The sequence below is a fragment of the Allocoleopsis sp. genome (assembly GCF_036703385.1).
Lineage (GTDB): Bacteria > Cyanobacteriota > Cyanobacteriia > Cyanobacteriales > Coleofasciculaceae > Allocoleopsis.
Map to the genome: position 1 here is coordinate 1 of NZ_DATNPA010000329.1, position 21,344 is coordinate 21,344.

Annotated in this window: 24 protein-coding genes and 2 pseudogenes; 7 read left to right on the forward strand and 19 right to left on the reverse strand. The window is 47.9% G+C overall.

The features are described 5' to 3' along the window. Positions 1-277: pseudogene (locus V6C93_RS16240) on the forward strand (hypothetical protein); the annotation flags it as partial. 60 nt (positions 278-337) lie between these two features. Continuing rightward, positions 338-4,555 carry an eCIS core domain-containing protein gene (locus V6C93_RS16245; protein ID WP_333477711.1) on the forward strand — a complete coding sequence of 1,406 codons (4,218 nt, stop codon included), beginning with the start codon at positions 338-340 and terminating at the stop codon, positions 4,553-4,555. Between the two features lie 113 nt (positions 4,556-4,668). On the opposite strand, the pseudogene V6C93_RS16250 reads toward V6C93_RS16245, so the two are convergent. Then, positions 4,669-4,893, reverse strand: a pseudogene (locus V6C93_RS16250) (element excision factor XisI family protein); the annotation flags it as partial. Between the two features lie 49 nt (positions 4,894-4,942). Here V6C93_RS16250 and V6C93_RS16255 point away from each other — a divergent pair. Continuing rightward, positions 4,943-5,575 carry a restriction endonuclease subunit R gene (locus tag V6C93_RS16255; RefSeq protein ID WP_333477713.1) on the forward strand — a complete coding sequence of 211 codons (633 nt, stop codon included), beginning with the start codon at positions 4,943-4,945 and terminating at the stop codon, positions 5,573-5,575. A 141-nt stretch (positions 5,576-5,716) separates the two neighbouring features. Here V6C93_RS16255 and V6C93_RS16260 read toward each other — a convergent pair whose 3' ends face one another. Then, a complete protein-coding gene (locus tag V6C93_RS16260) occupies positions 5,717-6,337 on the reverse strand; it encodes a Uma2 family endonuclease (RefSeq protein WP_349262733.1) in 621 nt (206 codons plus the stop codon). A gap of 99 nt (positions 6,338-6,436) precedes the next feature. Here V6C93_RS16260 and V6C93_RS16265 point away from each other — a divergent pair, with 99 nt between their 5' ends. Continuing rightward, positions 6,437-6,562: a hypothetical protein gene (locus V6C93_RS16265; RefSeq protein WP_333477715.1), complete on the forward strand. Its 126-nt coding sequence runs from the start codon at positions 6,437-6,439 to the stop codon at positions 6,560-6,562. Here the strand turns inward: V6C93_RS16265 and V6C93_RS16270 are convergent. The 17 genes from V6C93_RS16270 to V6C93_RS16350 all read right to left on the reverse strand — a co-directional run bounded on the left by V6C93_RS16270 (position 6,559) and on the right by V6C93_RS16350 (position 17,146). Beyond that, positions 6,559-7,383, reverse strand: coding sequence for a hypothetical protein (locus V6C93_RS16270; protein WP_333477716.1), 825 nt, complete (start codon positions 7,381-7,383; stop codon positions 6,559-6,561). The genes V6C93_RS16265 and V6C93_RS16270 overlap by 4 nt on opposite strands. 70 nt (positions 7,384-7,453) lie before the next feature. Beyond that, complete coding sequence (locus V6C93_RS16275) at positions 7,454-7,690, reverse strand: hypothetical protein (protein ID WP_333477717.1); 237 nt, start codon at positions 7,688-7,690, stop codon at positions 7,454-7,456. After that, complete coding sequence (locus V6C93_RS16280) at positions 7,659-8,522, reverse strand: tyrosine-type recombinase/integrase (RefSeq protein WP_333477718.1); 864 nt, start codon at positions 8,520-8,522, stop codon at positions 7,659-7,661. Before V6C93_RS16280 ends, V6C93_RS16275 begins: the two co-directional genes overlap by 32 nt. Positions 8,523-8,747: 225 nt before the next feature. Beyond that, positions 8,748-9,836 carry an HNH endonuclease signature motif containing protein gene (locus V6C93_RS16285; RefSeq protein ID WP_333477719.1) on the reverse strand — a complete coding sequence of 363 codons (1,089 nt, stop codon included), beginning with the start codon at positions 9,834-9,836 and terminating at the stop codon, positions 8,748-8,750. 270 nt (positions 9,837-10,106) lie between these two features. Beyond that, the gene (locus V6C93_RS16290; protein WP_333477720.1) at positions 10,107-10,412 is read right to left on the reverse strand and encodes a helix-turn-helix domain-containing protein; all 306 of its coding nucleotides are present in this window, start codon (positions 10,410-10,412) and stop codon (positions 10,107-10,109) included. Continuing rightward, on the reverse strand, positions 10,409-10,936 hold the full coding sequence (locus V6C93_RS16295; RefSeq protein ID WP_333477721.1) for a hypothetical protein: 528 nt from the start codon (positions 10,934-10,936) through the stop codon (positions 10,409-10,411). The genes V6C93_RS16290 and V6C93_RS16295 overlap by 4 nt, the downstream gene beginning before the upstream one ends. 114 nt (positions 10,937-11,050) lie before the next feature. Beyond that, a complete protein-coding gene (locus V6C93_RS16300; protein ID WP_333477722.1) occupies positions 11,051-12,982 on the reverse strand; it encodes a hypothetical protein in 1,932 nt (643 codons plus the stop codon). A gap of 68 nt (positions 12,983-13,050) precedes the next feature. Further along, positions 13,051-13,770, reverse strand: coding sequence for a hypothetical protein (locus V6C93_RS16305; RefSeq protein WP_333477723.1), 720 nt, complete (start codon positions 13,768-13,770; stop codon positions 13,051-13,053). After that, complete coding sequence (locus V6C93_RS16310; protein ID WP_333477724.1) at positions 13,763-14,155, reverse strand: hypothetical protein; 393 nt, start codon at positions 14,153-14,155, stop codon at positions 13,763-13,765. The genes V6C93_RS16305 and V6C93_RS16310 overlap by 8 nt, the downstream gene beginning before the upstream one ends. Positions 14,156-14,181: 26 nt before the next feature. Next, a complete protein-coding gene (locus V6C93_RS16315) occupies positions 14,182-14,853 on the reverse strand; it encodes a hypothetical protein (protein WP_333477725.1) in 672 nt (223 codons plus the stop codon). Then, entirely contained in the window at positions 14,853-15,155 is a 303-nt protein-coding gene (locus V6C93_RS16320; RefSeq protein WP_333477726.1) for a hypothetical protein, read from the reverse strand. Before V6C93_RS16320 ends, V6C93_RS16315 begins: the two co-directional genes overlap by 1 nt. Before the next feature lie 14 nt (positions 15,156-15,169). Next, positions 15,170-15,499, reverse strand: a complete 330-nt coding sequence (locus V6C93_RS16325) for a hypothetical protein (protein ID WP_333477727.1) — start codon at positions 15,497-15,499, stop codon at positions 15,170-15,172. Further along, positions 15,496-15,792 carry a hypothetical protein gene (locus V6C93_RS16330; protein ID WP_333477728.1) on the reverse strand — a complete coding sequence of 99 codons (297 nt, stop codon included), beginning with the start codon at positions 15,790-15,792 and terminating at the stop codon, positions 15,496-15,498. Before V6C93_RS16330 ends, V6C93_RS16325 begins: the two co-directional genes overlap by 4 nt. A 16-nt stretch (positions 15,793-15,808) precedes the next feature. Beyond that, complete coding sequence (locus V6C93_RS16335) at positions 15,809-15,979, reverse strand: hypothetical protein (protein ID WP_333477729.1); 171 nt, start codon at positions 15,977-15,979, stop codon at positions 15,809-15,811. Next, positions 15,979-16,110 (reverse strand): hypothetical protein, encoded by a 132-nt coding sequence (locus tag V6C93_RS16340; RefSeq protein WP_333477730.1) that lies wholly within the window; start codon positions 16,108-16,110, stop codon positions 15,979-15,981. The genes V6C93_RS16335 and V6C93_RS16340 overlap by 1 nt, the downstream gene beginning before the upstream one ends. A gap of 95 nt (positions 16,111-16,205) precedes the next feature. Continuing rightward, the gene (locus tag V6C93_RS16345) at positions 16,206-16,799 is read right to left on the reverse strand and encodes a hypothetical protein (protein ID WP_333477731.1); all 594 of its coding nucleotides are present in this window, start codon (positions 16,797-16,799) and stop codon (positions 16,206-16,208) included. After that, entirely contained in the window at positions 16,796-17,146 is a 351-nt protein-coding gene (locus V6C93_RS16350; protein ID WP_333477732.1) for a hypothetical protein, read from the reverse strand. The genes V6C93_RS16345 and V6C93_RS16350 overlap by 4 nt, the downstream gene beginning before the upstream one ends. Before the next feature lie 303 nt (positions 17,147-17,449). Between V6C93_RS16350 and V6C93_RS16355 the strand changes: the two genes are divergently transcribed. The 3 genes from V6C93_RS16355 to V6C93_RS16365 form a co-directional block, all read left to right on the forward strand. Next, positions 17,450-17,662 carry a hypothetical protein gene (locus V6C93_RS16355; protein WP_333477733.1) on the forward strand — a complete coding sequence of 71 codons (213 nt, stop codon included), beginning with the start codon at positions 17,450-17,452 and terminating at the stop codon, positions 17,660-17,662. After that, positions 17,659-17,835, forward strand: a complete 177-nt coding sequence (locus V6C93_RS16360; RefSeq protein ID WP_333477734.1) for a hypothetical protein — start codon at positions 17,659-17,661, stop codon at positions 17,833-17,835. The genes V6C93_RS16355 and V6C93_RS16360 overlap by 4 nt, the downstream gene beginning before the upstream one ends. A 572-nt stretch (positions 17,836-18,407) precedes the next feature. Continuing rightward, the coding region (locus tag V6C93_RS16365; RefSeq protein WP_333477735.1) for a DUF3987 domain-containing protein at positions 18,408-21,344 on the forward strand (2,937 nt) is incomplete at its 3' end.

Here is a 21,344-nt window from a genome sequence, read left to right on the forward strand (position 1 = left end):
TGGGATGCTGTTGAATTCAGATCCGGATCGTCCGCAAGAAAAAGCATTTCCAGTGGCGTTATGTGGTCGGGTTCCTTGTAAGGTTACTGATGAAGAAGGTTCCATTCGCCGAGGGGATTTGTTAACGACCTCTTCAACTCCTGGTTATGCGATGAAAGCCAAACCACTGGGAATCAATGGGCAAGATATGTTTCGCCCAGGAACCATTATTGGCAAAGCGCTTGAGCCGCTAGAGTCAGGCAAAGGGGTTATTGAAATATTTGTGCTTTTGAGTTAAGTACGGCGAGTTGTCATGACTTAACGGGTTTACTAATCGCTCAGTTATCGCAATACGCGGATGGTGAGACTTATGGGAAATCAGCGATCGCTTCCAACCAAAACGACAATAGCAGACCGACCGAGAGGTTTAGCAATTACCCCTAAACCCCTGTCCTCCACTCGCACCCCAGTTCACCCCCTCCTGCAACTGCAACGACAAATCGGCAACCAAGCCGTCAGTCGCCTGATCCAAACAAAGCTTAAGGTTGGTAAACCTAATGATGTCTACGAACAAGAAGCCGATCGCACTGCCGATACCGTGATGCGGATGCCCGACCCCTTAGTGCAGCGACAAGTCGAGGAGAAGAAGGAAGAAACCGCTCAAGCTAAATCCTCAGTTGGGCAAATTTCGCCATTGCTACAGCGACAAGCTGAAGAAAAGAAGGAAGAAACCGCTCAGACTAAATCCCAGATTGGGCCAATTACTCCCCTAGTTCAACGTCAAGCGGCTGAGGAGAAAAAAGACGAACACGCTCAGATGCTGCAACGTCAAGCTGCTGATGAGAAGAAAGATGAACATGCTCAGATGCTGCAACGCCAAGCCGCAGATGAGAAAAAAGATGAAACGGCTCAAGCAAAAGGAACGGCAGATGCAACCCCTGAAGTTGCGCCTAACCTGGAAAGCCGCATTCAAACCATGCGCGGGGGTGGGCAACCCCTTGCCGACTCTACTCGCACATTCTTCGAGTCCCGTTTCGGTTATGACTTTGGGGGTGTGCGCGTTCATACCGACTCCCAAGCCGCAGAAACGACGAGTCACCTCAACGCTCAAGCGTTCACAATTGGGCGGAATATCTTTTTTAATGCCGGACGCTACGAACCCCACACGAATTCTGGCAAATGGCTGCTGGCGCACGAATTAACCCACACCCTTCAGCAAAATCCAACTCAGCCCTTGACGGCAAAGCGCAAAATCGTGCAACCACAATCAGAGGGTGGGAAGGGGCATCCTGCCTTACGGTTGAAGAAAAACGGTGCGATGTCTTCGACAACCCCTTCGGGGAACGCCATTTCCCAAAATTCTAACCCCACGATTCAGCGAAAAGCGGGTGGCACTAAAGCTCCTGCTTCCCCTGCCCAAGACGCAGCTTTTCAGGCAGTGGTGAAAAAAGCCAAAGCTGCTGCCAAACAACAAAAGCACCATCCGCCTGCAAAAAGTAAAGCCACTGAAGCCCAAGCCGCCGCCGTGCCTCCCGCGAACGATGTCGCGAGTAAGGCAGCAGGCAAGCAGGTGCAGCAGATGGATCAGCAGCAACCGCAAGCTTTTAACCGGAATGCTTTTAAAGCTGCATTACTAGCCAAAATCGCTGCCAGTGCGCCGAAAAATTTAGAAGAAGCTGGCAAATTTAAAGAAAGTGGCAAAGTTGGAGCAATCAAAGGGGAACTTACAGGACAGGTAGACACCAGTAAGAAACAGTCCCAAGGTGCGGTCGAAGCTAAAGTCAAAGGCACCCCCGACCCGAGTGGAATTGAACCAAAATCTGTCGCTCCTCTGCCACCCAACCAGGCAGGTGCGCCTCCAGCAGGAATTGATGCAGCTCAAGCAGCACCCAAGCCCAAAACGAACGCAGAGGTTTCGCTTCAGGAAGGCAGTCAGTCCTTAGATAAACAAATGACTGACGCAGAGGTTACGGACGACCAACTGAAGAAATCGAACGAGCCAGATTTCCAGTCAGCCGCAGATGCCAAACAACAGGTACAAAAAGATGCAGTGACGGCTCCCCAAGAATATCGGCAGAGCGAACAAGCAGTGTTGACTCAGGCGAAGTCTCAAGCGGTTACAACGGCTCAAACACAGCTCACCGGGATGCACACAATTCGGGGGCAAGCGCAAAATAAGACCACCACCGCGCAACAGCAAGCGAAGAGCCAGGATGAGCAGAAGCGGACTGAAGTAGCCAATGAGCTACAGACAATTTATACACAAACAAAGAAAGCGGCTGAAGACCGTCTTGCTCGTTTAGATACGGAAGTTAACCAGGCATTTGATCAAGGGGCAACTGCTGCCCAGCAAGCCTTTGAGGATTATGTCCAACAGCGCATGGATGCCTACAAAGACGATCGCTACAGTGGAATCATTGGTAGAGGTCGGTGGTTAAAAGATAAGTTCCTGGGGATGCCAAGTGAGGTGAATGCTTTTTATGAAGAAGGGCGACGCTTGTACATTGCCCAGATGGATGCGGTACTCGATCGTGTTGCCATGCTGGTGGAAAAAGGACTGAACGAGGCAAAAACGGAAATTGCCAAGGGCAGAAAAGCGATTCAAACCAAACTGGAGCAGCAACCCGCCAATTTACAGAAGGCACTCCAGCAAGATGCGGCAGCACTGCAAAGCCAGTTTGATCAGTTAGAAAAAAGTGTTGAGGATAAGCAAAATCAACTGATTAACTCCCTGGCTCAGAAATACAACGAGAAGTTACAGGCGATCGACAGTCGTATTGAGGAAATGAAGGCAGCCAACCGGGGTCTGGTGGATAAAGCACTGGATGCTGTCGTGGGCGTGATCAAGACCATCCTGAAGCTAAAAGATATGCTGCTGGATGTGTTGTCGCGTGCTGCCTCTGCCATTGGCAAAATCATTAAACATCCTATTAAATTCCTGGGCAACCTGGTCTCTGGCTTGAAACAGGGCTTCATGAACTTTGTTGGGAATATCGGTACGCACTTGGAGAAAGGGTTGATGGGCTGGTTGTTCGGCGCGATCGCAGAAGCCGGAATTCAGCTTCCAGAGAGCTTTGACTTAAAGGGTATCCTCAGTCTGATCCTACAAGTGCTGGGGGCAACCTGGGCATTTATTCGCGCCCGTGCGGTGAAAATCCTGGGTGAGAAAGTGGTTCAAGCGATGGAAACCACTGCTGAGATCTTCAAGATTTTGATCTCTGAGGGCATCATGGGGGTATGGGAATACATTAAAGAGCAACTCAGTAATTTGAAAGATGTGGTGATTGAAGGAATCAAGTCCTTCGTCACCGACAGCATTATCAACGCTGGAGTCACCTGGATTTTGGGGTTATTAAATCCTGCCGGAGCATTTATCAAAGCCTGCAAGGCAATCTACGACATCATCATGTTCTTCGTAGAACGGGGTAGCCAAATTATGGCGTTGGTGAATGCAGTGATTGACTCGGTGAGTGCGATCGCCGATGGTGCGACTGGGGTTGCTGCCAAATTTGTAGAAGATGCCCTTGGCAAAGCCGTTCCCGTGGTCATCAGCTTCCTAGCTGCTCTTCTAGGTGTGACTGGTATCAGTAAGAAGATTCGAGAAGTTATCGAGAAAGTTCAGGCACCAGTTGGTAAGGCGATCGACTGGTTGATTAATAAGGCATATAACTTGGTGAAAGCCACCGGAAAACTCTTGGGGTTTGGTAAAGATAAGAAGGATGAGAAAGCTGATCCGGAGCATGACAAAAAAGTTCAGGTGGGACTAGCGGCCATTGACCAGGAAGAACAAAAATATCTACAGAACGGCAAGCTGGAGAAGGAGAATGCTGAGAAAGTAGCTGCATCTGTGCAATCTAAGCATCCAGTGTTCAAGTCAATTAAAATTGTGGATGGCAATGATTCTTGGGATTATAGCTACGTTGCCAGTCCTGAGCAGAAGAAAAAAGGTACCAAGAAAGCAGGTGTAGATTTAAGTGAATTATCAGGTTGGCGACCTAGGTGGCGTAAAGGAACAGATAGAGAGCTTCAAAAGAGACAGCCAGAGTACTACTACAAGGGGACACTCAATCTGAAGAAGGGTGTTGATCGCCGACATAAAGTTGCTTTTGAAGTCATTTTTAAACAGCTTAAAGCACAAGTAGAAGACAAGCCTTACGAGGAGGCCGCCAAGAGCTTACCTTCTAAATATCAACCCAGTCAAGCTAAACGGGGACAAATCATTTCTGCCTGTAGATCGTACTTGAGAGACCACTTTAATGACCCTGAGAATATTTGGATAGGCAACTCCGAAGAAAATCAACAAAAAGGGCGGGAAATGGGACACAAACTCCAAGAACTGGCGAAACGACAGGAGGAACTACGCAACTTGTTACGGTCTATCAAAGGAAAACCTGAGAATATCATCAAAGAGCTACGTAAGCAGATCAAAGCAAAAAATAACGAAATCAAGAGCATAGTTGATAAATTAGATCAATTGCGTCTTGATCTACCTGAAACTGGTGAAATGGAGGCTCCTGCTAAGTATTTGGCTATGCTCAAAGCACAGTATCAGCGCGATCTTGCTGAAGCGAGATGAGAGTTAATCTCCTATAGAGTGAGCGCCTATTGCTTCTAGAATAAGTTAAGGGACGCAACCCATCGTTCGACTGTGCGATTGGATTGAAACGTTTTGGTAGAGCAATGGTTGACCTAATGGGCGACGGTCGTACCTGTACCAAAACCTGTAGATTCTCGCACTTCGGGTTCATGGAATGCTAAAACGATATCTTGTTTAGGAACCCCCATTTCAACCAATCGATTGGCAAGCCCCTCTTCCGTGCCATCGTGCTGAATCCAGATTTTTCCACCCTTGATATCCACATGCAGGATACAGCCAAAATCGCGTTTATTCCAACGCAAACCAACATACCTGAGTTAGTAAGAGGATAAACGTGCAACATCCCTACCACTTAGCTAAAAAATTATGGTTCAAACCATTCAAGCGAAAGATGTCACCCTTCGAGAGTTGAGTCTCAACTTCGGCCTTCAACTCACCCATAATCAGCAATTTTTTCCTGAGTGGCAAGAGAATCTCCCAGAAATCACTGACTTACAAAAGCAACAACTCGATCGCGTAAAAGAGGGGTATTTCAACCTACTGGCTTATCCTCCCATGCTAGAAGGTGTTGTCAGAATGGCAATTCTTGACCCTCTACTCTTTATCGGTGAATTTTACCTAGCACCTTTTCACGTTAAAGCCGAGAAATCAGTCAAAATTTCTACAGAAGATGAAGGAATAATTGTCACTGGAACTCTCGATGTCTTAATCTTGAAAGACACAATCTGGGTGATGATTATTGAATCCAAACAAGTAGAGTTTTCCATCGAAGCGGGACTAGCACAAATCTTGTCTTATATGCTGGCAAATCCCAATTGCGAGCAACCAAGCTTTGGCATGATTACTACAGGTGGAAGTTTTATTTTTCTGAAGTTAGTTAAAGGAGATTTCCCTCAATACGGGTTGTCAAGGTTGTTCTCAATGCTCAATCCAGGGAACGATCTATATACAGTTCTGAGCATTTTGAAAGGCTTAGCTCAAACTGTTACGGGTGAGTAAGTGTATCTTTTCCTGTAGTTGAATTCACTTTCACCTCGTAAATCGCTCACTACAGTTGATACCGCTCAACCGCTGCTAAATGAAGTATCGTTGAAAAAAACTTTCATAAACAAAGCGATCGCTTCACTGAGAAACCATAGCTTACGTTAGGCGAGAGATGAATATCTGGTCAACCGTCAATTCCAACTCCGAAAAGGTGGGAGAAATAATGCGATCGCTTCCACGAAACTGCTGCATTTCATATTCCCCATCCACCAGAGTGCAAACCGTAAAGGTTGGTTGCTTGGGTGAGCCGATATAGCGCCGACCACCAATGCCCAGATAATCGGCGAGCCAATATTCCTGAATGCCAAATGCTTCATAGTCCGCCAATTTGACCAGGTAATCATCGCGCCAATTGGTTGAAACAACCTCTACTGCGAGTTTAATTGACTGGCTTAAGGTGATGACCGATTCTCGTTCCCATCGAGGCTCATCAACTATTTTCGTTTCATCTAAAACAACAATATCCGGTTCATAACCCGTGTCATTGGCAATTTTGACAATACATTCTTTCGGAATGAAATAGGGCTGGTTCGCTTGCCGAATCGCAGTGCCCAAATCAAATGCTAAATCACCCGCTAGTCTCGAATGCTTGCCTTTCGGTTTAGGCATTTCGATAACCACCCCTCGTCTCAATTCGTAGCCATGCGCTGAATTTTCTGGATACCAATCCATGAACTCGTCGAATGACATGGGTGCTTTATCAATCACTGCAATCATGGCGATCGCGTCTCCTCTTCTCTGATTCCAATCTACAGCCACCCCAATTACATCTTATGAACAGAAAGGAGCGATCGCTTGAGCTAACCAGGGCAAAGGATGCGATCTGCGCTTCGCTTTACTCGCTTCGCTATCGCCTGTGAGAAGGGAAAGTGCGATCGCATATCTCTAGGGCAGACATTGCTGGAACCTTGGATTGAACTGTTGTTGATTGATGGAGGTTAGTGAGGCAACGCACCAGTCGCCTTCAGCAACTTCAGTCCATTAAACGTATTAAGTTGGAGCGGTAGGTTGCTATTGAAACTGAATGTACCGTCCGTAGAGAGATCAAATGTGGCTTGGCTAACAATGCCAGATTTAATCTGTAACTGAAAACCCTTGGCAGGCAACAGATCAGCGTATTGAACACCAGTCTGGGTGAACGGCATACCCCATATCGGCTGAATCGTCAGTCCCCATGCAGGTTCTGTATCCGCAGCTTGTACATCGATTGCATCCCGTGCATCAACCAGGATGGGATAGCCATAAAACTCCAGCTTGCCCGTGTCGTTGCCCGATAGGAAACCTCCATTGCTGCGATCGTAGGACGAAACGTAAGAGAACGTTCCATCCAGCTTCAGCTTGAATACCAAGTCTGTCACCACTCCCGATCCTTGCTGAACTTGGTAAAAGGACGCTGGCACCAAGCGAACCGTTTGATAGCTAATCCAATCGTCATTAGTCAGCGGACAAACCAGCAGAACGCCGGAACCTGAAAGGTATCGTGCATCCAGAATCACTTCAAAGCCGAGAACTTTGAGTGTAGAGGTGCTGCGTCCAGAGAGAAACGAATTGAACTTTTCGTCGTAGTTGATTGTGCCTTCCGGCGTGACCTCAAAGGTAAAATCAGCGTAGTAGCCAGAGGCAATCTGAAAGTTGTATGAACCGGGTTCAAGTTGAAGCGTTTGAACGACTCGCGAATCAATCCAGTCGGATGTAACGCCTGGAATGATGAAATACCGATAGAACAGTTGCGTTGCATCAATTTTAATAGGAAGCTGACTCATGATAGCCTCTCCAGTGCTATTTATTCACAGCGAGATACACTCCAATTCTGTATTTCTAATCTAGGCAGCTTTACAACGGTTTGACAGTACCCTCATGGGTTATTTTGTAGTGCTGTGCCTTCACCCAAAGGATGCGATCTGCGCTTCGCTTTACTCGCTTCGCTATCGCCTCTGAGAAGGGAAAGTGCGATCGCATATCTCTAGGGCAGACATTGCGGAACCTTGGATTGAACCGTTTTGGTAGAGCAATACCTTCGATTCGGTATAGGAGGATGTCACTCAGGTAGATACATAGCGGAACTGTCATTGGGTCTAACATGGAGGTAGCGCTCAGTCGTCCCAATTCTGGAGTGCCCCAAAGTGCGCTGAGTCAGATGCAGCGGCGCTCCGCGATCGAGACTATGAGAAGCGTGAGCGTGTCTCAACCAATGCGGACTAACATTTTCGTTAATCCCAGCCCGTTTAGCCGCTGCCTTGACAATTCGGAAAACTCTAATGCGATCGAGGGGCTTACCATTTTTGGAACGAAACACTGGGTCACTGACACTGGCATCACCCCTTAGCTGTTGCAGTTGTGTCCAAAGCGTCGGCGGTAATAAAATAGTGCGAACCTTTCCCCCCTTACCTTGCACCGTAATCTGTCCCGTCTCACCTCTGGGCACCGTGTCCTTCCAGCAGAGCTGACATAGCTCACTAACGCGCAAGCCAGCTAGATAGAGGAGGCGCAGAATCAAATAATTCCGCACATCTTTCTCAGAAGCCATCATCGCCACCACTTCCGGCTCCGTCAACAGCCGCTCCGTCAGGGCATCCTTCCCCTTAGGCGATCGCATCAACACGCCAAGATTGACCTCTAATACTCCAGTACTTGAGGCAAACTTGAGGAAAGATTTGACGGCTGCGATCGCAATCCTTTGGCTATTGGGAGCCATACCTTCAAGAGTTTTCTGCCATCCCTGAATATCTGCTAATGTGACCAAATGAAGCGGCTTATTGACGTAACCCAAAAAGCGATGAGTATAACGGCGGTAAACATCGATTGTGCGAGGCGATCGCCCAAACAGCCACATCTCCACCAACTGAGCGATCGCATCAGTGGCTAAAAGTACATTTGTTTCATTAGAGGAAACCGATCCCATCCAGTACCAGGCATGTGGGTTTCCCGATTTTACCAGGAGTGTTCCACCCCCCTTACGATTTACAACATAAGACTCCTGTTATGTTGCGCCTTCTGAGTTTTGCTCGACTGGAGCACCCCAAGCGTCCCACCCCTTAGCATTTATTGGGAGTGGGGAATCAGGAAAGAAAAAGCGACTCCCGAATCCCGACTCCCCATTCCCGTTGGTCTTTGTCACTTAAAATCGTTAAGAATCAGAAAACCAGCGCTCCTTAAAAATTTGGTAGTGCTTTAAAAGGGCATTAGAATTAGGTCTAGCCGTTTTACTTTTCGGCATCCTTAACGGTTGCTCTCTTAGATCCCAGTAACAGCTATTAGACAAAACAGTCGCCATCTCAACCTTATACGTTTCCGGGTTGATACTCAGGTAGTAACTATCAAATAATTGGTGAATATCTACCCGCAACAAAAGCCCATTCGATGGATGGTCGGTTTTGGCACCTAGATAGGGAATGATATGAGCCGCTTGTAAGACAGCTTCCACAGGGCAGCCTGTAATTGAGCAACACCCTCCGTAAGCTTTCATTAACTCCAACTTAAACTTTCTTTGACCTGGACGAATCACAACCGCTCTCTTACTCTTTTTTCTTTCATCTTTGATATCCAAGGGGTTAAACTCTTGCTTATAAGCCAACTCCGCCTGGTGTATTTCTGACCAGATTCCTAGTAATTCTTGGCCCAGCTCACTCTGGGGAGGTTGGCCCTCAACCAGGCGCATCAAAGTGACAAAAAGCTCATCTTTGTTGTCGTGGATTTTTATTTGATGGCGCTCCACGTAGGCTGTATAAATCTGAGCAAACATTTTATAGTTAATGTTTTCCCAAGAGGTCAGCGGCTTGTGGGGGCGAATACAAAACGAGGAAGCTTGTTGCTGTTTGAAAAGTTTGACTAATTCTAGTGAAACGGAATCTTTGGGTTGTTCTCCTCCGAGAAGTCCGAGTAATAGCCTCAGGATTTCTCGCTTTGAAGAGAAGGCTAATTTATGCGTTTTGTTATATTTTTCAAAGACAGCCGCCATCTCTTCCCAAATCTGAATTTCTCGCTCTGGGTGTAATTCATAAGTAAAATCGTAAATCCACGTTGACAATTTTTCATCTATGAGATAACCGACTTTTTGATAAAGTCGGGTGAGTCGTGAGATTTGGCAAGGGGTGAGTTCACTAACAGGCTTACTAGGGGTCACCATCTGACTCAAAGGAACTTGCTCTATTGTTACTTTCCCCGTCTTGAGATTTAGCGCCTCTACTTTCCAGCTAGGCTCATTTGAAGATGTCATCGTTGTTCCTAATACAACACAGTCGGGAAACACCTCAATCAATAAGTTTGGTGCTCTTAGACTCTCTTCTTTCATAGGGGAAAGAATGAATTTAAAAAATATCAATCCGATATTGACTTTTGGAGGATTTGATGATGTGACCTGACGGGGTGGCAAGTGCCCAACTCTCTCTCTTTCCATCTTCAAAACTCTTTCCCTACACCACACACCCCACACCCTACCCCCAGTTTCCTTGGCAAGCTTTCTTGTTACCCCTAAAGTGCTGTAACTCTATTCGTCGCGATGAGGAGAACACAGTAAAGCCAAAAGTGCGGGAGGAATGTCATCATTGTGTTCCAGCAGGAAATCCATTAGGGCGAGATGGCGCAAGTCGTTGGCAGTGGGTCGGCGATAATTACGACCACGAGCAAACCAGAAACGCACCTGAGAAACAGAGCGATTGCAAATCAAGGCGATTTGCTCGTAGGTAAAAGACCATTTGCTGCGAAATCGCTGGGGGGTCATGCCCAGCGGGCAGCTACTGTAGAATTCCATCAGATTTTGCTCATCTTTTGTCAGAGGGCGGGGATTGGTCATCTTGCCACCTCTTCTTTGAGTTCCAAATCTTCTTCCCAAGCTGTATCTACTCTTACCCAAGCGGCACTGGGCGAGTGAGAGTCAAGGAGAATGATATATTTCCAGCTCATGCGGCACAAATGGGGGGCTAAGGCATAAAAGCGCCCGATGGCAATACCCCAATCAACGCCTCCTTTTGCTGGTATCCAACGCAGGATTTCGCCATCAGGGTAGCAGGGCAGGGGAGTTTCTTTGAAGTTAATTGGCTGCTGTTTCTCCTGCTGTTGGATTTCTAATAGGAGTACCTCGTCATAGCCGGATGACAACGCTTGAAAATAATTATTGATGAGCTTTGAGTTGAGGCTATTCGTTAACTGCTGAATCAGGAAAGCTATCAAGCTATCTTGGTCTGGTTCTTCTACATATCTTTCTGGATTAAAGCTGCTTAGTTTGGCTTTCAATTCTTGGATGCCGAAATCATTCAGCGCTTGTTGGTAGCCACAGTGATAATCGGAGAGAACAGCTTTTTGATTCAGTTGATTCATTGAATTTTCCTCATTCTTCTCTTAGTTCTTTAGAGCCGGAGCCAGCGAGCTGAACGAGACCTTGGCTATGAGGTCTGTCGGGATAGCTTGATTGGGGAGTCGGATGAATGTCATTTAATCTCCTCCTATTCCCCAGTGATTCTCTTCGTTGAATCCTAATTGATTGAGTTCTCTCAGCATCATTTCTAGGATTTCGCTGAAGTAGCGATATTTGTCGTGATTCCGCCCTCCAGACTTCTGTCCCCAAGCCAGCCAGATTGTCTTTTCTTTGCCCAATTTTTGACTCAACAGCAGGCGCATCATGAGCAGCCTTCCGTCTTTGTCTAGGTCATCAAGGAGGGGAGTGGAAGCTTCCGGGGAAGCTTCCCTTAAGGCTGAGGCTAGACGTGCCGAAAGCGCTTCCAATGAGATTCCATCAGGCTTCCGGCTTTCTTCCGTTTCTTCCCCTGGAAGTTTCCGCTCCGTCAGGGGGGCTTCCTCTTCAGGGTGGTTTTCTGATAAATTAGGTGGCTCTTTTTCTACTGAATTAATGTCGGCTACATTCCGCTGCCAATCTGTTAAGTCTGGAATCCGTGCTGGATACTTGGCTACCATGCAGCAGGGGATTGATTTACTTTCGCGAGTACGGCGCGATTGCTGCCATTCTAATTCGCTTAAAACGGCTGTCCAATAGTCGTAATCCTCGCTATCCTTGCGGCACTGATTCCGCAGGGATTTGGCGTAATCGATAGCAAATTCCCCTAAGCGAATATCGGTGAAACATTCCTCCAGGTCCGACTCGCCCTCAAATCCCCAGGACGCTACATTCTCTCCCTGAGCTAGTGCAATTAACCGTAACATCGACTCCCGCGCCACGGTGATGATATCCTTCATCATTGCTTTGGCAGAAGGAGCTATATCCTTAACTTGTTTCGTCTCTGGGTCACGCTCTTTAATGGCTTTTACGTTGGTGTTGATGAGTCTCCATTCGTCTACTACGAAATTGGTTATTTCAAAGGTTTGCCCCTGTTCCATTAAGGGGTAACGGCGATACATTTCTGCGTGAATCCATTGCAGCTTTGACCTGATAGCTTCATAGTCAAACCACAGTCCATAAACTTTCAGACCGACCCAGTTCCATGACTTTTTCTTGGGAGTGATAACAAAGCGCTCACCTCCCAAAACATCTAACAACCAGTCCACAAATGTAGTTTTGCCGATACCTGTACCACCGATGACGCGGAGGTGAGCAAATTTATCAGGTTCAGTGCGGAGGCGGCTGAAGTCAAACAGTACAACGGTGATAGGCTCTTTCATCAACTGCTCTGCTCCCACCGCTAATTCTTCAGTGCGTTGAAAGGAGCGATTCTGCTCTGAATCGCTAACAGTTGGCTCTTGTGATAAGCCAGCTTCTACAGCAGGGGGAATTGATTGTTGGGGTAATGCTGGATGCTCTTGAATAGGTGGCATTGCCCGTCGTGCTTCACTCACAGCAGCATTGATGTAATGCTTTACTTCATCCCCAGTTAGCAAATCTCTACGGGCGTGAAACTGTCCGCAGACGTGGCGGTATAAGTCGAAGCGGACCTTAGGCGGGGCAGAGTTCAGGATGCCTGCTATCTCGCCAAAACGGTAATTGATGAGCAAAGCCTCATCTTTCTGGGCTATTGAGAGATACTCGATTTGGTCTTCCAGCGGATGCCGTGGCGTCGCAAGCCCTCCTTCCATCACTCGGAGAATATCCCCCAGCTTTCCTCGGTACATGGGGATAAGCCTCATGCTTCCGGTATCTTGGAACTCTTGAAATACTGTGTAAACGTATCCAATTGCGCCAATCGTGAGGGGAATCCAGGCTAAGGGGTTGCTGGACATGACCACCGACGCACCGACGGCAATCGCACTGGCTAGCTTCCCAGCTTCGCAGTCTTTGGCCGTTTCTTTGCTCTTTTCCATCAGAATTGCACCCCGACGACGCACCCACACATCTACATCTCCTTGTTCCAACAGTGTCAGTGGGGCGAATTCCGTCGGGTCGTAGTCGGGTGCGATTGCTATGTTATCCATCATCTAAAACCTCTTAAAAATGCCCTGTCCTAGCAATAGGGCAGGGCTTTCATGAACCGTTTGGCTGCTAATTAGTTTTCGCCGTTAGCACGACGCCATAAAGCGTAGCCAACTTCGCCAGCCAATATGGTGCAGGCGTTGTATCCAATCATTCCTAAGACAATCATTGGGGGGTTTCCCAGCGGATTTCGGGAAATGAAAGCTGAACAAACATCCAGAAGGACAACGAACAAAATGAACAATCCTAATACTGACCGTTCGTTCATCCCGGCGCGTTTGTATTCGAGGCGTCTCACTTCCACCAAGTCAACTGTGCTTTTGTTTTTTTCTGGCACAGTATGATGCTTGATAGAGTCATAATCTCGCTTGGCGATATCAAGGTTTTTTCCTCTTAGGGCGTAGCTTTCCACCCACATCACAGCAATGGAAACCACTACAGCCGCCCAGAAATTTACTTTTGTCCATACCCACAACCAGGCGATACCAATCCAGGCATTTGGCTCTTCAAAAAAAGGAAATAAAGGCTTGCCACCAAACATTTGGAAGAAGGCATCGGCAGACATGACTACGCCACCTATTAACAGGATGCCCCCTAATACTTTGATTCCGGGTTTGTCTTGACCAATGAAGTTGTCTAGTACGGTGGCAACGGCATAGGGAATGACTCCTACGATTTTGACTCCCATCGCAATGATACGTCCAATGATGTCGTAAAAGTCATTACTTTGTTTGGGTTGAGAAGTGCCCGTTTCGTCGCCATTAACAGTTGTTGAGTCGCCTATTCTAGCCATTGTTACAAACTCCTTGGTAGTACTTGGTGAAGTAGAATTTCCCCTGCAATGTGTAACCACTGCATTGGCGGTGTTGGTCGAAAATGAATGTTTTTTTGAAGGGATCGATTAGCTTCCAGTTAATCCGTGGTGGAGTGTTGTTCAGGGTGTAACCGTCAATGATTAGCTGGTCGTATGTTGCGAGCGCATTCTTGGAGTAGGCGTCAGCGACCTTTCTGGCGGCTTCCGCCTTGGTTTGTTCCAATTGAGCTTCGGCTGTAATTCGAGCGCGTTCTGAAGCCTGCTGGAGGGAATCTGGGACGCTGAAGGCGTGGATGCCTACCAGTGCCATTAGGCCCGTGACTCCCGCGTATAAACCAGGGGAATATCGACCCGTCATTTTCATGGATGAAACCTCCTTGCCCCTGGCATTCAATCAGGGGCACCCAATATCAAGCGGGAACTGCTTTCGTGCTGTAGGACTTGGGCGACGGACATTAGGTCGGCTTCCCGTTCGTCCTTCATGGTGTACCAGTCACCGTCCTCGCAAATCCAACCGGGCTTGGTGAAGCCTGCCTCGTCGGGGTAGCAATACAGATTGAAGTCAAAATGATTCGTGGTGCCACCAGGAAAGCTGCCCCAGAACATTTCGCCGCTGTCCCAAAAGGGTCGCCAAGGGAAATCCGTCTCTGTCTCTGGTAATGGCATCGGTGCACCGGGTTGAGGATGCCAGTGCAGGGTGAAATTGACGCCATCTTCAAAACCTGATTTGAATTTTTCTTGGTATTCAAACACCAGGTAGAAATCGAAATGAGGGTAGGCATGGCGTGACTGTTCCAACCACTTCTCTAGCTGTTGACGCCCAAAGATAAGTAGGGCTAAGTCGGTGGCGGGTTCCCATTTCGCACATGAACAGACCCAGTTGAAAACGCGGTAACGGTGTTCGGCCGTGAATCCTTGCTGCTCAATGGCTCGGCAATCCTCGGTAGAAAGAGCATCGACATGAGTGCCTATCCGGTAAAGTAAATCGTCTGAGGGGTTGGCGTTGTAGCGTCGTAAACGCTCTTCCAGATATCCCCAGTCGATGGATTGAAAAGCGTTCATCAGTTGTGTCCTCCGAAAAGCAATTGGTTGGCGAGTGCCACTGACAATGCGATTTGATTACTGGGAGAAAGCTGTTGTGCTAGTAACCACGCTTCCCCACCGTTTTGCTCGGAGTAAAATTTGGGTTCGGTCATGACCTGCTGGGGGTTAACCGCAGCTTCCACTAAGCAAATCAGTAAGCTGGCTTTGTCGTCGCGATTGAGTTCTTCAAGGCGCGAGCCGAATTGCTCTTGGATGTGAGCGAGTATGTTGGCGTCAGTGGTGCCGGGGAGTGCCCCAGCCCAGTATCCTATTGGGTTCATAATTGGTGTAGTCCTTAACGATTGAAATCGGTCGTTGGGAGAAAGCCAGCGTCTTGGTTGGTCGCCTGTGCGCTGGCTTTACCCGTAATCTTGTCTATCACCTCTCCGTAGAGTTGCTGCTGGCGCTGGCGATAGCGTTCTTTCTTTAGTTCTTTTCGTGTTTCGCGATACCGCTTTTGGAGAGAATTTGGAGCTTTGTCCTCTGATTCCCACTCTTGTAGCCACTCGCGAATTGCTTCGTAATCGCCAGCGATGAGTAGGGATTCGACTTGAGATGCACGGACAGAAGATTGCTTCTCTAGTTCAGCCCGGTACTGGTCTGCCCATTCTGATAGTTGAGTCACAATGCACTCTCCTTTACTGCATCGCGGGTTTGAAGGATTACCGTTCGCCACCCTCGTTTGCTGGCTGGCATCGCCAGGACTTCGGCGGCAGCGGGGTTGAGGTGGTGGCCTGGAAGTTCGTCATCAAGTTGGGCTAGTAAAACTTGGAAATGTGCGGGGTTGGCGTGACGGTTTAAAGCGCCAACTGCATACATGAACTGCTGTTTTTCCATCGTTGCAATACTCCATGTTTTTCGGGTTGCAATAGCCTTAATCCCATTGGGGAGATTGGCTGGTTGCTGTTCAGTTTTCAAGGTTCTTGGGCTTTGGCTATTTCTTGGGCTGTTTAGTGTCAGGCTTGGGTTCCTCAAAAATCTCGTCCCAGGCTTTCTTGTCCCAACTCGCGCCTAGATTGTCTGATGTTGATGTCTTTTCTGACTCGGATTTGTGGTTAAATTCTTGATGGGCTAGAACAAGATGGAGATAGGCTAGCGTTTCCATTAGCTATCACCTCTGGCAACTAATCCTCCTCCCAGCGCGAGTAATCCCAGTGCCAGTCCAGCGGGTGGGAAGAAGAGACCAACAGCACCAACAGCCAGAGCTAGAGAAGATGCGAGCGCAATATGTGTCATGGTTCGTTTCTCCTTGTTTTGAGATAGTAGTAGTATTCGTTGAGTTTGTAAGTCTTGAAGGGCGGGGATTTTGGTTCTTAGTTTTTGGTTGAGGACTACCAGTTCGTTGAAGCTGTCACTGTGGCATGAAGATTGATGTTGTGGGTTTCTTTGGCCACTATTGAGAGTTTTTTTACGAGTTCTTCATTGCTCATCAAGCCTGCATCAGTAGCCAACTTTTCAATATCTAAATTGGTGTTTTGTTGCGCCTGTAAAAGCTGGATGAATTTCTCTGTGTTGGCGGCGCGAAGTTGGTTTTGTTGGCGTAGAAGCCCTAACCAATAAGCGTTTTCCAGGAAGGCTGCGTCTAGGCGTCCTTTATCAAACGTTAGTTGAGAGAGGGTTTCTAAGGCACCTTGGCTAATATTCAGTCCAGTTTCTTTGGCTAACTGCAATCCCTGATTGGTGATGACGCTCATTGCAGCCGCAGGTGGGGTGTAAGTTTGATGTCCGTTTCCGTTGTGGGGGTCTTCTACTGGGGATAAGGCTGTTAAAGACGTGGCAAAAACGGTAACGTGGTTCTTGACAGTTTCTACTTCAGCTTCTGTTAGTTCTTCTGTTTCCGGGTCAATGCCTACGTCCAAAAGCAGCGCCTCGAATTCCAAAGCATTGGTGAATCCGAATTTATCCATCACTTGGGGCTTATTCATGAAGCTTTTTTCTCCTGTTTGCGTAGTTCAAAAAATGTGCGGAAGCTGAAATCGTAAGGGTGAGCTTTGATGTAGCTCTCGATTAAGGTTTCGTCTCGATAGATTTTGTAAAGCTCCTTGAGTCGAGTCAGTACCCAAAAACGGTACGGGCTTAGCGGTGCTTGTTCCTTTGACCCCGATTGCTCGAAATGCATCCGGTAGTTGTCAATGTAGCTTCGAGCGCATTTGTCCCATTTTGTTACAGTGTTGCGGTGGATTCCGAGGAATCGTGCCGCTTCACCCTTACGAATGGGGATATCAAGGAATTGTCTACACCGCCTAACCCTCATTACTGAAGGGGAAGGCATGGTTGCGTATGCGTCCTGTTGTGCAAAAAATCTGGCTGTGCAGGCGATTGTGAACTAAAGACATGCAGTTCTATTCGCGATTCCATCAGAACCAAAGCTGGATAACCGTTTTAGAGGTTTTACCTGGTCAGACTGTGCGAGGAGTTTGCTGCACTGCTCGTTTCACTTTTCCTGCCTATGTGAGCTATAGTATCTACGGGTGCGTCACCTTGTCAACAGGTGTCTAATAAATTCCTTCAGTACGCCAATAGAAGCCATAATTGATAGAATATTGCGCTCTGTGGACACTCTTAGATACCTGCCATGCCTTCTGACAAGCCTCGTATAACACTGCGAATAGAGCCTGAAGATATGGAGTATTTGGAAAAGTGGGCTAAAGAAGAATTTCTAACAGTTCCTCAGATGGCAAGAATAATTGTGAAACGGGCGATCGCAGCCAGAAGAAAAAATGAATACTCCCCCTCCTCTGACGCTACTGGGAGCAAGGGCAGGGGGAAGAAGGGAGGTGAGGAATGAGTGAAACACTGGAACACTACGAGGTAGGCGATCACCCAGAGCGCCCACAGCCGTCTACACAAAAACTCAACATCCGGCTCGAACAGGTCGCTAGATTGACTATCGAGCGGCAGAGATTGCCGCTCGAACGGTTGTCGCTAATACTCTCACAAGTATTCCCAAGGGGTGGGTGAGACGCGATCGCTCTATTCACTGCCACCAGTGATTCAGTCAGCCACTGAAAAGCCACATAAGTATCTGTTTCCGGAAACAGATACTTCACACCAAAAAAAACAAAAAATAAAGCTTGAGCGCCACTTCTTAGCAGGAAAAACGCCCAAGCTTTATTAGCCCCCGCCAGAATAGGCGAAAGGAGACTTAATGTTGATCTGTTTTCTAAATTTTTTATTTTCAGATCACCTAGAGGTCAATACCTCTATACATCCACATCTTAACGTAGCTTATCAGCCATTAACAGTCAATTTGGCTGAAATTGTTGCAACAACTTCAAGAAATAACGCCACTTTGACAATACAAAACACTCCTTTTGCCGCGAAGGAGGTTTTAGTATGATAGCACTTCCAGGTTGCATCACTGGCTCCTCGCTACCCCTTCACAAAAAGCATCGCCACGAATGTACCGAAAAAAGAGGGCTGGATGAGTACTCGTCCTTCGGGCATCCTGCTGTCCCTCCCCTGATAATCCTTTCCCGCTTGGGCCAAACAGCGTTGTGGGAATCACAAAAAATTAAAGGAGGGCTGAAGTAATGGTTACAAACTTTACCGCCCAAAAACTCTCCCAGCTACAACAACGGCTCATCGATCAGCTCTGTAAGCTACCTGTGGAATGGGCGCTGACACCGGTTAAAAAGAATAAAGCCTGCTACCGGACTTCCTGGCAGTTTGAAGCGCCGTTATCCCACCAAGAGTTAATTACTGAAATTAAATCAGGAAGAGCTAAAGGCTACGGTATCCGCACAGGTAAAGTATCGGGCGGGATAGTCGCCATCGATGCGGATGGTAATGCCGCTCACGACAAAATTACCGAGCTGTCCGGTAATGTGCCACTACCCGAAACAGTCGCCTTCACGTCAAATAAACCCGGTCGCTGTCAGTATCTTTTTTACATTCCCCAAGAATACTGGGACGTGATCGCTACCAAGAAAATCGGCACCGGGGTTAAGGGAGACGACGGAAAAGAACAGAAGCTGGAACTGCGTTGGGATGGGTGCCAGAGCGTCCTACCCCCATCGGTTCACCCCGAAACTGGCTGTTATCGGTGGCGTCGCTCTCCGGAGGAAGTTGCGATGAGTGCTTCGCACACCGCCTACGGCATCGCCCCCGCACCGATGTGGGTGATCGAGCAGATGTTGGCTGACAACAGGGAAACTCAGGTACCCCCTCCAACTTCGTACACTTCTAAATTGCGCTCAGGGGAAGAGTGGACTAATCAAGAGTGGGCATTATCTTATTTATCTGCTCTCAATCCCTACCGAGCTGACGATTACGATAATTGGCTGGCAGTGGGCATGGCCCTGCATTCGGTTAGCGACTCCCTGTTGACCGAGTGGGATAACTGGAGCCGCCAATCCACAAAGTACCAGCTTGGGGATTGTGAGAAGAAATGGAAATCCTTCAAACGCCAGGGCGTTGCCATCGGCAGCTTGGCTCACATGGCTCAGCAGGATGGCTGGCGATCGCCTTTCAAGTCGTCCGGTCGTGGCTACGGCGGTGGCCTTGGCGGCGGTGGTGGAAATCGACGGGGTAATGGCGGTGCTGGTGGCAGCAACGGTGATGGTGGCGACGGAGGCGAGCACGATGGCAAGGTAATCAAGCACCCATCGTTTTATCCCATTTCCCCAGAAGAGTTAGAAGCTCGATTGGATGCGTTGATTCAAGAAGGCTTAAGTAGTGCCAAACTCACCAATCGACTAAACCACCTAGCCTTATGTGCTGGGCGTCACACCCTAGAACTCCGAAAGCAATATTCCGAACGCCTCTTAGAAATTGAGAGGGAAGAAGGTAGAGTTGATACTCAATCTCAGGTTGATGCTCTCATAGACGCTTCCAGGGCCTCTATCGACCTACGGGAAGCCTTACCGGGTTCCCTTGCTTCACCGCTGCTCAAACTAGCGAATTGGCTCAACCTTAAGCCTGAATCTTATCTGACCGCTTTGCTCACCACAACATCCATTCTGCACAAAGCAGGCACGAAAGTTGTTCTGAACAAGGAATGGGATTTTGAGGTTACCCCCAACTTATACAGCGCCATCGTCGCGCCCAGCTCCCAGAAGAAATCTCCCATTATCAAGGCAATCTGCACTAAGCCTTTGAAGGTGCTTCAGCAAGAAGCCCTAAAAGACTACAAACAACAGATGCAGATCTATGAGGAACAGTTGAAAGCGTGGGAGGCAACCAAACCAGAATATCGTGGGCAACCACCTGTTAAACCCGAACGCAAAATCTATTTCTTCACCAAAACAACGGGTGAAGGATTGACCTATCAAGCCGCTCGTTGTCCGGAACAGGGAATGCTTTATCTGACCGATGAGCTGGCAGGTATGTTAAACGCGCAAAATCAGTACCGAGGCGGTAAGGGCAGCGATAAACAAGACTTACTCAGCAACTACGATGGTACCGGGGATGTAGTCTTACGAGCCGAGGGAGTCAAATCAGAAGTCGATTTCATTCTCCTCGGCATCTTAGGCGGCATCCAACCGAAAGTAATGCAGAAACTTTTAGGTACCTGCGACGACCCCGATGGGGGATGGGCGCGATTCACATTTGTCAATCAACCCGTAAGTGCTTCCAAAATGTATGCCGATGGCGGCAAATACGAGACGACTGAGTTACTCACTGACTTATATCGCAGGATTGACGCCCTGCCACCCACCGAATACCGCTTGTCACCTAAAGCCTTCAATCTATTTTGCAAAGTCTACAATCGCCTGGAAGAACTTAGAGCCAGCGATTCCTTAGAAGGAATGCAGTCCGTATGGGGCAAATCTGAAGGCCGCATTGGCAAACTAGCCGTGAACCTGCACGTTGTTCACTCATTGATGAAAGGGCAAATCCCTTCTGAAGAAATCCCAGTTGAGATGGTTCGCATCGCCATCAGCCTAACCAAGTTCTACGCTCAGCAGGTACAAAGCCTCTATACCCAGTTCTCTGACCCAGATGCCTTAGCGCCACAACTGGTGAAAGTGATTGAACTGTCTCGTAAGAAGGGCTGGCTCAAGGCATCCGATGTTTATTTATCCATTACTAAAGCGCGTCGTCCATCCGGCGAGACGGTGCGGGAATGGTTTTGTGAGTTGGTGGCAATGGAGAAGGGCGAAGTCAGGGGTCAAGGGCGCTCGCTCCAGTTCCGAGCATTTCTACCTAATGAACCACCTCCTACTCACCCCCCCAATCCAGAAATTAGACAATTTAGACAAAATTTAGACAACTTGTCTAATGCTGAAGTGACGGTAAATCAAGGGGTTCACGATAAATTAGACAAATTAGACAATTTAGACAATTTTTCTCAAACGGATGACATTCCTCCCAGTGTGGCAATTCCAGACAAAGACCAAGACGAAGTGGATAGTCAGGTTGAGAAAGAAGAAGTACAGAAATTGTCTAATTTGTCTAAAATGTCTAACGAACTCCAGAAAATACTCCAAGTGGGCGATACAGGATTAGACAATGAGTCTCATAGCTTG

Coding starts and splice junctions, on each gene's coding strand:
- V6C93_RS16245 (WP_333477711.1), top strand. CDS start 338: ATGGTGAGACTTATGGGAAATCAGCGATCGCTTCCAACCAAAACGACA.
- V6C93_RS16355 (WP_333477733.1), top strand. CDS start 17,450: ATGCCTTCTGACAAGCCTCGTATAACACTGCGAATAGAGCCTGAAGAT.
- V6C93_RS16305 (WP_333477723.1), bottom strand. CDS start 13,770: ATGGCTAGAATAGGCGACTCAACAACTGTTAATGGCGACGAAACGGGC.
- V6C93_RS16290 (WP_333477720.1), bottom strand. CDS start 10,412: ATGACCAATCCCCGCCCTCTGACAAAAGATGAGCAAAATCTGATGGAA.
- V6C93_RS16275 (WP_333477717.1), bottom strand. CDS start 7,690: ATGACAGTTCCGCTATGTATCTACCTGAGTGACATCCTCCTATACCGA.
- V6C93_RS16285 (WP_333477719.1), bottom strand. CDS start 9,836: ATGACATCTTCAAATGAGCCTAGCTGGAAAGTAGAGGCGCTAAATCTC.
- V6C93_RS16315 (WP_333477725.1), bottom strand. CDS start 14,853: ATGAACGCTTTTCAATCCATCGACTGGGGATATCTGGAAGAGCGTTTA.
- V6C93_RS16295 (WP_333477721.1), bottom strand. CDS start 10,936: ATGAATCAACTGAATCAAAAAGCTGTTCTCTCCGATTATCACTGTGGC.
- V6C93_RS16260 (WP_349262733.1), bottom strand. CDS start 6,337: ATGATTGCAGTGATTGATAAAGCACCCATGTCATTCGACGAGTTCATG.
- V6C93_RS16270 (WP_333477716.1), bottom strand. CDS start 7,383: ATGAGTCAGCTTCCTATTAAAATTGATGCAACGCAACTGTTCTATCGG.
- V6C93_RS16310 (WP_333477724.1), bottom strand. CDS start 14,155: ATGAAAATGACGGGTCGATATTCCCCTGGTTTATACGCGGGAGTCACG.
- V6C93_RS16255 (WP_333477713.1), top strand. CDS start 4,943: ATGGTTCAAACCATTCAAGCGAAAGATGTCACCCTTCGAGAGTTGAGT.
- V6C93_RS16335 (WP_333477729.1), bottom strand. CDS start 15,979: ATGGAAACGCTAGCCTATCTCCATCTTGTTCTAGCCCATCAAGAATTT.
- V6C93_RS16340 (WP_333477730.1), bottom strand. CDS start 16,110: ATGACACATATTGCGCTCGCATCTTCTCTAGCTCTGGCTGTTGGTGCT.
- V6C93_RS16360 (WP_333477734.1), top strand. CDS start 17,659: ATGAGTGAAACACTGGAACACTACGAGGTAGGCGATCACCCAGAGCGC.
- V6C93_RS16265 (WP_333477715.1), top strand. CDS start 6,437: ATGCGATCTGCGCTTCGCTTTACTCGCTTCGCTATCGCCTGTGAGAAG.
- V6C93_RS16345 (WP_333477731.1), bottom strand. CDS start 16,799: ATGAATAAGCCCCAAGTGATGGATAAATTCGGATTCACCAATGCTTTG.
- V6C93_RS16350 (WP_333477732.1), bottom strand. CDS start 17,146: ATGCCTTCCCCTTCAGTAATGAGGGTTAGGCGGTGTAGACAATTCCTT.
- V6C93_RS16300 (WP_333477722.1), bottom strand. CDS start 12,982: ATGATGGATAACATAGCAATCGCACCCGACTACGACCCGACGGAATTC.
- V6C93_RS16280 (WP_333477718.1), bottom strand. CDS start 8,522: ATGGGATCGGTTTCCTCTAATGAAACAAATGTACTTTTAGCCACTGAT.
- V6C93_RS16320 (WP_333477726.1), bottom strand. CDS start 15,155: ATGAACCCAATAGGATACTGGGCTGGGGCACTCCCCGGCACCACTGAC.